This is a genomic window from Agrobacterium sp. O3.4 (assembly GCF_041414895.1).
Taxonomy (GTDB): domain Bacteria; phylum Pseudomonadota; class Alphaproteobacteria; order Rhizobiales; family Rhizobiaceae; genus Agrobacterium; species Agrobacterium cucumeris.
The window spans coordinates 62,059-74,304 of record NZ_JALPZP010000004.1 but is presented as its reverse complement, the minus strand read 5'-3'; the positions used below and the strand labels follow the sequence as shown (position 1 = coordinate 74,304).

Genomic DNA, 12,246 nt, shown 5'->3' with positions numbered 1-12,246 from the left:
GGGAAATCCTTTTCTTACAAAACGCATGAATTCCCGATGACAAAGAAAATCTATCTCGCCGGACCGGAAGTCTTCCTCCCGAACGCGCGTGAAATGCTCGATCTCAAGGCCTCGCTGGCGCGGGATGCCGGTTTTACGCCGCTTTCACCGGGTGATCTGCAGATTCCGCCGGCCGATACCCGGATCGGCCATGGCTGCAACATCAATGCCGTTGACGAGCGGATGATGCTGGAAGCGGATGCGGTGATTGCCAATCTCACACCGTTTCGCGGTATCGCTGCCGATACGGGAACAAGCTTTGAGCTGGGTTTCATGTGCGCGCTGGGCAAGCCGGTTTTCGCCTATACCAATGTCGCGGCCAATCACTTCACCCGCATCAAGGCGCATTATGGCGGTGTTTCCACCATCGATGAAACGGGCCGTTATCGCGGGCCGGACGGGCTGTCGATCGAGAATTTCGACATGGTCGACAATCTCATGCTGCATGGTGGAATTGTGCGGCGCGGTGGGGTCATCATTGTCGGCAATGCGCCTGAAGAGGCGCTCTATACGGACCTCGACGCCTATAAACGCTGCCTTGCGGCGGCGGCGGAGAAATTACTGGGACAGACTGATCCTGACAGAACGAAATTAGCGGAGACATCATCATGAGCGGTACCATTCTTATCACCGGCGCCACATCGGGTTTCGGCCAGGCTACGGCGCGGCGCTTCATCAAGGAAGGCTGGAAGGTCATCGGCACAGGCCGGCGGGCGGAACGGCTGGAGGCGCTGGCGGCGGAACTCGGCTCGGCCTTCCATGGTGCCGCTTTCGACATTACCGATGAGGATGCGACGGCAAAGGCGCTGGCTGCGTTGCCGGAGGGCTTCCGGGATATCGACATTCTCGTCAACAATGCCGGCCTTGCGCTTGGCACGGCGCCCGCGCCGCAGGTGCCGCTGAAAGACTGGCAGACCATGGTGAACACCAATATCACCGGCCTGTTGAACGTCACTCACCTTCTCTTGCCCACGCTGATCGAGCGTAAGGGTATTGTCGTCAACCTCTCTTCGGTCGCCGCGCACTGGCCCTATGCCGGCGGCAACGTTTATGCCGGCACGAAAGCTTTCCTGCGGCAGTTCTCGCTCGGCCTTCGCTCGGACCTGCATGGCAAGGGCGTGCGCGTCACTTCCATCGAACCCGGCATGTGCGAAACCGAATTCACGCTGGTGCGCACCGGCGGCAACCAGGATGCGTCGGACAATCTCTATAAGGGTGTCAATCCGATCACGGCCGACGATATCGCCAATACGATCTATTGGGTCGCCTCGCAGCCCAAACACATCAATATCAACAGCCTCGAACTCATGCCGGTCAACCAGTCCTTTGCCGGTTTTCAGGTCTATCGCGAAAGCTGATATCGACGGGTTTCAGGGAGTGCTGAAAAACCGAGCAGGTATTTTAAAGCTATGCAAAAATGCAATGCTGCATTGCGAGACTTGCTCTGTTAAAAATCGCAGATGTCGCTATATTCCAATCATCGAAGCGACGCACTCCTCCTCCCAGCGTCGCTCGATGCGGATCGGTGGCACTCCTCCTCCCAGTCGCCGATCAAGTTTGAAGCCTGCCGCACCTCCTCCCGCGGCAGGCTTTTTCCTTTTCCGGACCTTCTTTTTTTGATGTTCTTTCTGTGGGTGCGTTTCAGCGCGCTGGCCAGGCGCGCGGAATATTCCAATGGCCCCCGAATTTCCGGGGGATTTTCATTTTTCCCGTCAAGGCAATCGAAACGGGAATCGGACGCGCATCGATCACGATTTCGTTATGTCTAGATGAATATGCACAGTTTTGTGGCGGTGCATGGTGCTGGCCCATTGCTTAGGCCCCGGCCTGTGTTTAAGCATGGGCAAAAGAACGCTTGGGAGGTGGCCGACACGCTTGTGTCTGTGCGCCCGAAAGCGGCGGGGAGAGAATGGCAGACTTTCAAGAGGCGCTGAAGCGGTTTCAGCCGATCGCGGTTTCATCGATCGCTGAAGACGAGCTCAGGTTGCGGCTACGCGGCCTTCAGGCGCGGATGATCCAGGACAATGTCAAGGCGGTCTGGCTCGATGCATCATCGTCGCTGACCTATTATACCGGCCTGTCGCTTGGCCTTTCCGAGCGAATTCATGGCGCTCTGGTGCCGGCCGAGGGCGCGCCGATCTATATCAGCCCGACATTCGAAGAGCCGAAACTCCAGACCCTCATTCGCATCAAGGGCGAAGTCGCCGTCTGGGAAGAGGATGAAAATCCCTTTGACGTGATGGCAGGACGCGTTGCGGCGCTTTCCTGTGCCGGTCATCTTGTCGCCATCGATCCCGCTACACCATTTGTTTTCGCATCAGCCCTGATGCAGCGCCTGGAAGGGCGGATCATTTCCGCCCAGCCGATGATCGTCGCCCAGCGACAGGTCAAGTCCGCGGCTGAAATCGCCCTTATCCAGACGGCGATGGATGCAAGTTACGGCGTGCAGAAGGCCGTATTCGAAGGGCTTCGTCCCGGCATTTCCACCACCGAAGTGGCTGATTTCGTTAATGCCGCTCATATCGCCCTTGGCATGAAACCGCTTTTTGTGGCGGTGCAGTTCGGTGAGGCGACGGCCTATCCGCATGGCGTGCCCTATGCGCAGACATTGAACGAAGGCGATATGGTGCTGGTCGATCTCGGCGCCATTCTTCATGGCTACCGTTCCGACATCACCCGCACCTATGTCTTTGGCCAGCCGACCGAGCGGCAGCGTTTCCTCTGGAACGCTGAACGCGATGCGCAGGCTGCGGCCTTTGCCGCGGCCCACATTGGTGCCGCGTGTTCCGATGTCGACAAGGCCGCGCGCGACAGCCTGAAGGCGGTCGGTTTCGGCCCGGCTTATCAGGTCCCGGGTCTGCCGCATCGCACCGGCCACGGGCTTGGGCTGGATATTCACGAAGAACCCTATATCGTTGCAGGAAATGCAACGGCGCTTGAGCCGGGAATGTGCTTTTCCATCGAGCCCATGCTGTGCGTTTATGGGGAATGCGGCGTCCGTCTTGAGGACATTGTTTATATGACGGAGGCGGGACCGCGCTGGTTCTGCCCGCCGGAAACGAACCTCGACCGGCTGTTTCAGCCGGTCGCCGGGTAATTGGTCGGGAGGCAAAGGACCGAATAGCGGCACGTGTTGCGTGCCGCTGCTGACCAGAAGAGGTAGGCCCCCAAACGGGGCCGCAGGAACTCAGAAAAAGAGGGAAAGGACCACCAGATGAAAACGCTGACCCGCAGTTTGCTTATCGCCTCTGCGATTGCGATCACTTCCGCCATGCCTGCCATGGCGAAGACCTTCGTTTATTGCTCCGAGGCATCGCCGGAAGGCTTCGATCCGTCGCCTTACACGGCTGGCGGCACCTTCGATGCCTCCGCGCACCCGGTCTACAACCGTCTGGCCGAGTTCAAGAAGGGCACGACCGAAGTCGAGCCGGGCCTTGCGGAAAAATGGGATGTTTCGAGCGATGGCCTCGAATACACGTTCCACCTGCGCAAGGGCGTAAAGTGGCACTCCAACGAGAAGTTCACGCCGAGCCGCGATTTCAACGCCGATGACGTGATCTTCAGCTACAACCGCCAGGGTGACGCGAAGAACCCGTGGAACCAGTATATCGCAGGTATCACCTACGAATATTACAACTCCATGGAAATGCCGTCGCTGATCAAGGAAATCGTCAAGGTTGACGATTACACCGTCAAGTTCGTGCTGACGCGCCCTGAAGCACCGTTCCTCGCCAACATCGCCATGCCTTTCGCTTCGATCGTATCGAAGGAATATGCCGATACGCTTGACAAGGCCGGCACCAAGGAAGACTTCAACAACCTGCCGATCGGCACCGGTCCGTTCAAGTTCGTCGCCTATCAGAAGGACGCGGTCATCCGCTACCAGAAGAACGCCGACTACTGGGGTGACGCGCCGAAGATCGACGATCTGATCTTCGCGATCACGCCTGACGCCGCCGTGCGCCTGCAGAAGCTGAAGGCTGGCGAATGCCACCTGATGCCCTATCCGGCTCCGGCCGATCTGGACACCATCCGCGCCGACAAGAACCTCAAGCTCGATGAGCAGCCCGGTCTGAACGTCGCTTACTTCGCCTACAACACCACCGTTGCACCTTTCGACAAGCCGGAAGTCCGCAAGGCGCTGAACATGGCGATGAACAAGCAGGCAATCATCGATGCCGTGTTCCAGGGCGCTGGCCAGGTTGCCAAGAACCCGATCCCGCCGACAATGTGGTCTTACAACGACAGCATCAAGGACGATCCGTACGATCCGGAAGCCGCCAAGAAGGCTCTTGAAGCCGCTGGCGTCAAGGATCTGACGATGAAGATCTGGGCGATGCCGGTTCAGCGTCCTTACATGCCGAACGCACGCCGCACGGCCGAGCTGATCCAGTCGGATTTTGCGAAGGTTGGCGTCAAGGCCGAGATCGTCTCCTTCGAGTGGGGTGAATATCTCAAGAAGTCGACAGAAGTGAACCGCGACGGTGCCGTCATCCTCGGCTGGACCGGCGATAACGGTGACCCTGACAACTTCATGGGCGTTCTGCTCTCCTGCGCCGCAACCGGCGAAGGTGGTGCAAACCGCGCGCAGTGGTGCAACAAGGAGTTCTCCGATCTGCTTTCCAAGGCAAAGCAGACCACTGACGTTGCCGAGCGCACCAAGCTTTATGAGCAGGCGCAGGTGATCTTCAAGGAACAGGCTCCGTGGGCGACACTTGCGCACTCCACGCAGTTCGTTCCGATGTCCGCCAAGGTTTCCGGCTTCACCATGAGCCCGCTTGGCGACTTCACCTTCGAATCCGTCGATATCGCGGAGTAATCCCAAACAACAGGACGCGCGGAAGAACCATGTTCTTCCGCGCGTCTTTTCAGGAAAAAACCATGATCCGGTTCATTCTCGGCAAACTTCTCTATCTCGTTCCGACCTTCCTCGGGATCACCATCGTCGCCTTCGCCTTCGTGCGCGTTCTGCCGGGCGATCCCGTGCTGCTAATGGCTGGCGAACGGGGCATATCGCCTGAGCGGCATGCACAGCTCGCCGAACAGCTCGGCTTTTCCCAGCCCATCTGGCAGCAATATCTGCATTTCCTCGGACGGCTGCTTCAGGGCGATCTCGGCAATTCGCTGGTCACCAAGAAGCCTGTTCTGACCGAGTTCCTGTCGCTCTTCCCCGCGACGGTCGAGCTTGGCCTCGTTGCCATCATCATCGCCACCCTGATCGGCGTGCCGGTCGGCGTCATCGCCGCCATTCGCCGTGGCTCGTGGTTCGATCAGATTTCCATGACGACCGCGCTGGTGGGCTTCTCCATGCCGATCTTCTGGTGGGGTCTGCTGCTGATCATCATGTTCTCCGGCATCCTGCAATGGACGCCGGTGTCGGGCCGCATCTCGCTGATGTATTTCTTCCCCTCCGTCACTGGTTTCATGCTGATCGACAGCCTGATTTCGGGGCAGAAGGGCGCTTTCGCCTCGGCCCTGTCGCATCTCATCCTGCCCTCGGTGGTGCTTGCCACCATTCCGCTGGCGGTGATTGCGCGCCAGACACGCTCGGCCATGCTGGAAGTGCTGGGTGAGGATTATGTCCGCACCGCCCGTGCAAAAGGCATGTCGGCCTCCCGCGTCGTCGGCGTGCATGCGCTGCGCAACGCCATGATCCCGGTCATCACCACCATCGGCCTGCAGATTGGCGTGCTGATGGCGGGTGCCATCCTGACCGAAACCATCTTTTCCTGGCCGGGCATCGGCAAGTGGATGATCGATTCCATCTCGCGCCGCGACTATCCGGTCGTGCAGAGCGGCCTGCTGCTGATTGCGGGTCTGGTAATGGTCGTCAACCTGCTTGTCGATTTGACCTATGGCCTCATCAATCCGAGGATCCGTCACAAATGAGCGATGTGACCACCACCCCCGGCGTCCGTCTTTCGGACGCCGCCATCCGCCGCCGGATGATCGCCGATTTCTGGTTCTACTTCCGTCAGAACCGTGGCGCCGTCATCGGCCTTGCCGTCTTTACTCTTCTGGTGCTGGTGGCGGTTTTCGCACCGCTGATCGCGCCGCATGACCCGACGCAGCAATATCGCGATGCGCTGCTTGTCCCGCCGGTCTGGCAGGAAGGCGGCCGCGCCGGCTTCTTCTTCGGCACCGATGCGGTCGGTCGCGACATGCTGTCCCGATTGATCTATGGCGCGCAATATTCGCTGTTCATCGGCGTCGTCGTCGTTTCCATCGCCCTTGTCGGCGGCATCGTCATCGGTCTCGTCGCCGGCTTTTTCGGCGGCTGGGTAGATACCGTCATCATGCGCGTGATGGACGTCATCCTGGCATTTCCGTCGCTGCTTCTGGCACTGGTGCTGGTTGCGATCCTCGGCCCGGGTCTTACCAATGCCATGATCGCCATCGCCATCGTCTATCAGCCGCATTTTGCCCGCCTGACGCGTGCCGCTGTCATGAGTGAGCTCAGGCGCGAATATGTCACGGCCGCCCGCGTGGCGGGTGCCGGCAATTTCCGGCTGATGTTCAAGACCATTCTGCCGAACTGCCTTGCCCCGCTGATCGTGCAGGCGACGCTCTCCTTCTCGTCCGCGGTTCTCGATGCAGCGGCCCTCGGCTTCCTCGGCATGGGCGCCCAGCCGCCCGCTTCCGAATGGGGCACGATGCTGGCCGAAGCGCGTGAATTCATTCTGCGCGCCTGGTGGGTTGTCACCCTTCCCGGTCTGACGATCCTGATTTCGGTACTCGCCATCAACCTGATGGGCGACGGTCTGCGCGATGCGCTCGATCCCAAACTGAAGCGGAGCTGAGCGATGAGCCTGCTGAAAATCAAGAACCTCACCGTCAAATTCGCCACCGCCACCGGCGCCTTCATTGCCGTCAACGGCATCGACGTATCCGTCGACAAGCATGAAGTGCTGGCCATCGTCGGCGAATCCGGTTCCGGCAAGTCGGTATCAATGCTCGCCGTCATGGGGCTTCTGCCCGATACGGCAACGATTACCGCCGATGAGATGACCTTCGACGGCAAGAACCTGCTGACCATGTCGCCGCAGGAGCGCCGCAGGGTGATCGGCCGCGAGATCACCATGATCTTCCAGGAGCCGGTCGCCTCGCTCAATCCGTCCTTTACGGTCGGGTTCCAGATCGAAGAAGTGCTGCGCCTCAATCTCGGCATGGGCCGCTCCGCCGCCCGCGCCCGGGCGCTGGAACTGTTCCGCGCTGTCGGTATTCCCGAGCCGGAAACCAAGCTCAACGCCTATCCGCACCAGATGTCCGGCGGCCAGTGCCAGCGCGTGATGATCGCCATCGCGATCGCCTCCAAACCGCGCCTCTTGATCGCCGACGAGCCGACCACCGCGCTTGACGTGACGATCCAGAAGCAGATTCTCGATCTCTTGATGAACCTGCAGGCGGAGTACGGCATGGCGCTGATCCTCATCACCCATGATATGGGCGTGGTGGCGGAAACCGCAGACCGCGTTGTGGTGCAATATAAGGGCCGCAAGATGGAGGAGGCGGATGTCTTGAGCCTCTTCGAGGCCCCGCAGCATCCCTATACCAAGGCATTGCTTTCGGCCCTGCCCGAAAACGCCACCGGCGACCGCCTGCCCACGGTTTCCGATTTCTTCGGCAAGGAGGGCGTTCAATGAGCATTGTTGTCGAAGGCAAGGGCATTACCCGCGATTATCATGTTCCGGGCGGCCTGTTCGGTGGCGCCAAGACGGTTCAGGCGCTGAAAGGCATCGATTTTACCGTCGAGCGTGGCAAGACGCTCGCCATCGTCGGCGAATCCGGTTCGGGCAAGTCGACGCTTGCCCGCATCATCGCCCTGATCGACCCGGCATCCGGCGGTGAGCTGAAGATTGAAGGCCAGCCGGTCGATATCGCCAGACGACGTCCGGACACGCAGATGCGTTCCAAGGTGCAGATGGTGTTCCAGAACCCCTATGGCAGCCTCAATCCGCGCCAGAAGGTGGGTGACGTGCTGATGGAACCGCTCATCATCAACACGAAAATTCCGGCTTCCGAGCGTCGCGAGCGGGCTGAAGCCATGCTGGTGAAGGTCGGTCTTGGTCCTGAACATTTCAACCGTTATCCGCACATGTTCTCCGGCGGCCAGCGCCAGCGCATCGCCATTGCGCGCGCGCTGATGCTCAATCCGGCGCTGCTGGTGCTGGACGAGCCGGTTTCCGCGCTCGATCTTTCGGTGCAGGCGCAGGTGCTGAACCTGCTCCGGGATCTGCAGGAAGAATTCGAACTGACCTACGTTTTCGTCAGCCACGATCTCTCGGTGGTTCGTTACATCGCCGACGATGTGATGGTCATTTCCAAGGGCGTGGCGGTGGAGCAGGGGACGCGCGAGCAACTCTTCGCCGATCCGAAGCACCCCTATACGCGCCAGCTCTTCGCTGCGACGCCCATCACGGATGTCGATGCCATCCGCGCCCGCGTGGAACGCCGCAAGGCGGCGCGGCAGGCCGCAACGGCCTGAGCAAAGAAACATCAAGTTAGAAAACAGGCCGGGTTTCCGGCCTGTTTGTTTTTCAGGACTTTAAAAACATACCGATAGCGGCAAGTGCGCCTTGCTGGCGGATGTCGCGATAAGCGGCTTTCAGTGTCGACACGAAGTTTTCGTTGGCTGGCAGGTCATCGCCGAATGTGCGCCTGAAGGTGAGGAACCGGTCCACGACAGCATCCGGCGCCATTGCCAGCTGGTCCGGCGCATCCCATTCCTTGAAAGCAGGGTCGAGAATGGTGATCGGCTGATCCTTCTCATCCCGGTCTGCGCAGGATCTGATCCACAAAGCGACGGCAAAAATAACGGCGCGACTGGCGGCCTTTTCTTCCAGCAATTCGCGCAGGGGGCCAAGAATACGTAGCGGCACCTTCTGCGAGGCATCGGAGGCGATCTGCATGGTCTTGTGTTGCAGGGAGGGGTTGGCAAAACGCTCCCTGAGGCCGGCTGCAAATTCTGCGCCATCGACCGCCGGGTCCAACGTCCGGGCAACTTCGCGCCAATAGGCGTCGATGAAATCGCGCACGGTTTTTTCACCCCATGCATCGGCAACCGTTTTGAGGCCGGTGATCTGGCCTATGGCGGCGATGGCGCTGTGCGAGCCGTTCAGCATTCGGAGCTTCATATGTTCATATGGCTCGACGTTGCTGACGAACTCCACGCCTGATCTTTCGAGCGCCGGTCTCCCATGCGGAAAACGATCTTCGATGACGAAGCGGAAATAGGGCTCGGCCACCACCGGCCAGGCGTCGCGCACCCCAAGTGCTGTCGATATTGCGTCCCGATCCGCGTCGGTGGTGGCGGGAACGATGCGGTCCACCATGGAGCAGGGGCAGGCGATATTGGCTTCGATGAAGGAGGCCAGTTCCGCATCGGCCAGTTTCGCAAATTCCAGCAAGAGCTTTTGCAACACATGCCCGTTGGCGGGCAGGTTGTCGCAGGAAAGCAGCGTCAGCGGCAGCGAGGCTTCTTTGCGTCTGCGTCGTGTAGCGGCGAGAATGAAACCGAAGATGGAGCGTGGTCGGTCCGGGTTTTCAAGGTCGTGGAGAATATCGGGATGGTCACGCAGCAGGCTGCGGGAAGCGAGATTGGTGAGATAACCCTTCTCCGTCACGGTCAGGGTGACGATGAGCACGCGCGGATCGGATAGCCGCTCCACCAGCTTCTCAGGATCTTCCGGCGCAACGATGGTTTCCATGATGGAGCCGATGATGCGCAGGTGCTCGCTCTTTCCGTCGCGCAGGCAGAATGTGTAGAGATTGTCCTGCGGTTCGATGGCATCGCGTGTGTCCGGGCTGCGCAGCGATGCGGCGACGATGCCCCATTGCGTCTCACCGCGATTGAGGCAGTCATCAATGAAAACCGCCTGGTGCGCCCGGTGAAACGCACCGACCCCGAGATGCACGATGCCGGGTGTGACCGTCTGGCGATCATAGGCGGGTGTTGCCGCGGATTGCGGTAGGCGGGGAAGGGCGGCAGTGGAAAGCCTATTCGTCATCAATGCGAAATCCCCATGCGGAGCAAGATGGTAATGGCGGCATCCGGGTTTTCGCGCATCATGTCAGTTCCTCCACTTGTGCCTGAACAGGTCGTATTTTGAATGGATCAGGCCCGAGCCTCTTTGAGCAGCCGGACCTGACGCAGCGTGTTCTGACGGCTGCGCTCGAGATGCCGCCACAGGGCATCGACGATCTGGGCCTTGCTGCCGGCGGCGATGGCGTCGGCGATATTCTGGTGCTCTTCCACCGAACGGGCGTAATCCCCGAGGATAGAGACGAAAACCGTGTGGGTCTGGTCGAGAATGCGTTCATGCGAGCCGGAGATGACCGGAATGCGGGCGGCTGAAACCAGTGTCGTGTGAAAGCTGCGGTCGTAGAAAAGCGCTTTCGACAATTCGTCGAGCGTCGGGCCCTTGGCGAATTCGCGGTGTTGGGCAAGGCTTTCGAGAAGCTGCGCGTGCAGCGTCCCGTCCAGTTGTCCGGCATCGAAAGCCACTTCGACGGCGCCTTTTTCAAGCAGCATTCTGGCGGCGTAGAGCTCTTCCACATCCTCCACCGTGAAATCGCGCACCACCATGCCGCGCCTTGAAGAGTTGACCACCAGCCCGTCGGCCTCGAGTTTCACGCAGGCTTCCTTGACCGGGGTGGGGCTGATGCCGAGATCGGCGGCAAGCTCGTTGGGCAGCAGCCGTTCGCCGCCGCGCAGTTTGCCACTAACGATGCGGGCGCGCAGCTCCCGGTGCGCCTGTTCGGCGAGCGTGACTTTGACGAGTGTGTTCATGGCCGCATCATTGCCCAGCTTGGAAAGACAGGCAACAATCAAATATTAAAAATAAAAAATTTTTTATTTTACAAAATCCGTTTTTCCGTTAGCTCTATCTGCCATCGGAAGCCGGCTGCCGGAGGAGGGCGGTCCGGCAATCCCCTGACGGTTCAGTTCCCGCAACCATCGGGTGCGGGGCATACGACTTCACCCGCCAGTCGGCGAAGGTCGCTCAGAAAAGGGACTTCCGCCTTTCCTCCCCAGAAGCGTTCAAGCATCGAGGAATGACCGATCATGAAAATTACCGCTGTCGAACCTTTCATCCTGCATTTGCCGCTCACGTCGGATTCTATCTCCGATTCCACCCACAGCATCACCCATTGGGGCGTCGTCGGCGCGAAAATCACGACGAGTGACGGCATTCAAGGTTATGGTTTCACGGGCACCCACGCGCATCTGCCATCCGACAGGCTGATCACCTCCTGCATCAGCGATTGTTATGCGCCCTTGCTGCTGGGCGAGGATGCGTCGGAGCATTCACGGCTGTGGATGAAACTTGCCCGTTACCCCTCGCTGCAATGGGTCGGCCGGGCGGGCATCACCCATCTGGCGCTTGCCGCCATCGACGTGGCGCTGTGGGATATCAAGGCGAAAAAGGCGGGCGTGCCGCTCTGGCAATATCTCGGCGGTGCGCGCACGGCAGGCGTGGAAGCCTATAATACCGATATTGGCTGGCTTTCCTTTACGCTGGAAAACCTGCTGGCCGGCAGTGCAAAGGCCGTGGAGGAGGATGGCTTCACCCGCTTGAAGCTCAAGGTCGGTCATGATGATCCGAATATCGACATTGCCCGGCTTGCCGCCGTCCGCCAGCGCGTCGGCTCCTCCATCCGCATCGCCATTGACGGCAACGGCAAGTGGGACCTGCCGACATGCCAGCGCTTCTGCGCAGCTGCGAAGGATCTGGATATCTACTGGTTCGAAGAACCGCTGTGGTATGACGATGTCACCAGCCATGCCCGGCTGGCGCACGGCACATCCATTCCCATCGCGCTCGGCGAGCAGCTTTATACGGTGGATGCGTTCCGCTCATTCATCGATGCCGGCGCGGTCGCTTATGTCCAGCCGGATGTGACCCGGCTTGGCGGCATCACCGAATATATTCAGGTGGCTGATCTGGCACTCGCCCATCGCCTGCCCGTGGTGCCGCATGCGGGTGAGATGAGCCAGGTGCATGTGCATCTGAGCTACTGGCATCCGGCTTCGACCATTCTCGAATATATTCCGTGGATCAAGGATCATTTCGAAGAGCCGATCCAGGTGCGGGATGGCGTTTACAAACGTCCGGAGCAGCCCGGCGCCAGCACGACGCCGCTGGCGGAAAGCTTTTCCCGTTATGGCAAGGCGGTGAAATAAAAAAGGCGGCGCAGAAACTGCGC

General features: G+C 59.7%; 11 protein-coding genes. 9 read left to right on the top strand and 2 right to left on the bottom strand.

Annotated features, from left to right (window positions below; all coding sequences use genetic code 11):
• The first annotated feature begins 36 nt into the window (after nt 1-36).
• The 8 genes from M0412_RS19255 (at nt 37) to M0412_RS19220 (ending at nt 8,524) form a co-directional block, all read left to right on the top strand.
• Nucleotides 37-651, top strand: coding sequence for a nucleoside 2-deoxyribosyltransferase (locus tag M0412_RS19255; RefSeq protein ID WP_269701694.1), 615 nt, complete (start codon nt 37-39; stop codon nt 649-651).
• Entirely contained in the window at nt 648-1,397 is a 750-nt protein-coding gene (locus M0412_RS19250; protein ID WP_269701696.1) for an SDR family oxidoreductase, read from the top strand. The genes M0412_RS19255 and M0412_RS19250 overlap by 4 nt, the downstream gene beginning before the upstream one ends.
• Nucleotides 1,398-1,948: 551 nt before the next feature.
• The gene (locus M0412_RS19245; protein ID WP_269701698.1) at nt 1,949-3,136 is read left to right on the top strand and encodes a Xaa-Pro peptidase family protein; all 1,188 of its coding nucleotides are present in this window, start codon (nt 1,949-1,951) and stop codon (nt 3,134-3,136) included.
• Nucleotides 3,137-3,253: 117 nt separating this feature from the next.
• A complete protein-coding gene (locus tag M0412_RS19240) occupies nt 3,254-4,858 on the top strand; it encodes an ABC transporter substrate-binding protein (RefSeq protein ID WP_269701700.1) in 1,605 nt (534 codons plus the stop codon).
• A 62-nt stretch (nt 4,859-4,920) separates the two neighbouring features.
• A complete protein-coding gene (locus M0412_RS19235; RefSeq protein ID WP_269701702.1) occupies nt 4,921-5,928 on the top strand; it encodes an ABC transporter permease subunit in 1,008 nt (335 codons plus the stop codon).
• Nucleotides 5,925-6,839: an ABC transporter permease subunit gene (locus M0412_RS19230; RefSeq protein WP_046801723.1), complete on the top strand. Its 915-nt coding sequence runs from the start codon at nt 5,925-5,927 to the stop codon at nt 6,837-6,839. The genes M0412_RS19235 and M0412_RS19230 overlap by 4 nt, the downstream gene beginning before the upstream one ends.
• A 3-nt stretch (nt 6,840-6,842) precedes the next feature.
• A complete protein-coding gene (locus tag M0412_RS19225; RefSeq protein WP_142842440.1) occupies nt 6,843-7,682 on the top strand; it encodes an ABC transporter ATP-binding protein in 840 nt (279 codons plus the stop codon).
• On the top strand, nt 7,679-8,524 hold the full coding sequence (locus M0412_RS19220; RefSeq protein ID WP_269701706.1) for an ATP-binding cassette domain-containing protein: 846 nt from the start codon (nt 7,679-7,681) through the stop codon (nt 8,522-8,524). Before M0412_RS19225 ends, M0412_RS19220 begins: the two co-directional genes overlap by 4 nt.
• A gap of 52 nt (nt 8,525-8,576) precedes the next feature.
• On the opposite strand, the gene M0412_RS19215 is transcribed toward M0412_RS19220, so the two are convergent.
• Nucleotides 8,577-10,046 (bottom strand): mannitol dehydrogenase family protein, encoded by a 1,470-nt coding sequence (locus tag M0412_RS19215; RefSeq protein WP_269701708.1) that lies wholly within the window; start codon nt 10,044-10,046, stop codon nt 8,577-8,579.
• 107 nt (nt 10,047-10,153) lie between these two features.
• Nucleotides 10,154-10,828, bottom strand: coding sequence for a GntR family transcriptional regulator (locus M0412_RS19210; protein ID WP_269701710.1), 675 nt, complete (start codon nt 10,826-10,828; stop codon nt 10,154-10,156).
• A gap of 276 nt (nt 10,829-11,104) precedes the next feature.
• Between M0412_RS19210 and M0412_RS19205 the strand changes: the two genes are divergently transcribed.
• Nucleotides 11,105-12,223: a mandelate racemase/muconate lactonizing enzyme family protein gene (locus M0412_RS19205; RefSeq protein WP_269701712.1), complete on the top strand. Its 1,119-nt coding sequence runs from the start codon at nt 11,105-11,107 to the stop codon at nt 12,221-12,223.
• Nucleotides 12,224-12,246: the final 23 nt, after the last annotated feature.

Coding starts and splice junctions, on each gene's coding strand:
- M0412_RS19255 (WP_269701694.1), top strand. CDS start 37: ATGACAAAGAAAATCTATCTCGCCGGACCGGAAGTCTTCCTCCCGAAC.
- M0412_RS19250 (WP_269701696.1), top strand. CDS start 648: ATGAGCGGTACCATTCTTATCACCGGCGCCACATCGGGTTTCGGCCAG.
- M0412_RS19245 (WP_269701698.1), top strand. CDS start 1,949: ATGGCAGACTTTCAAGAGGCGCTGAAGCGGTTTCAGCCGATCGCGGTT.
- M0412_RS19240 (WP_269701700.1), top strand. CDS start 3,254: ATGAAAACGCTGACCCGCAGTTTGCTTATCGCCTCTGCGATTGCGATC.
- M0412_RS19235 (WP_269701702.1), top strand. CDS start 4,921: ATGATCCGGTTCATTCTCGGCAAACTTCTCTATCTCGTTCCGACCTTC.
- M0412_RS19230 (WP_046801723.1), top strand. CDS start 5,925: ATGAGCGATGTGACCACCACCCCCGGCGTCCGTCTTTCGGACGCCGCC.
- M0412_RS19225 (WP_142842440.1), top strand. CDS start 6,843: ATGAGCCTGCTGAAAATCAAGAACCTCACCGTCAAATTCGCCACCGCC.
- M0412_RS19220 (WP_269701706.1), top strand. CDS start 7,679: ATGAGCATTGTTGTCGAAGGCAAGGGCATTACCCGCGATTATCATGTT.
- M0412_RS19215 (WP_269701708.1), bottom strand. CDS start 10,046: ATGACGAATAGGCTTTCCACTGCCGCCCTTCCCCGCCTACCGCAATCC.
- M0412_RS19210 (WP_269701710.1), bottom strand. CDS start 10,828: ATGAACACACTCGTCAAAGTCACGCTCGCCGAACAGGCGCACCGGGAG.
- M0412_RS19205 (WP_269701712.1), top strand. CDS start 11,105: ATGAAAATTACCGCTGTCGAACCTTTCATCCTGCATTTGCCGCTCACG.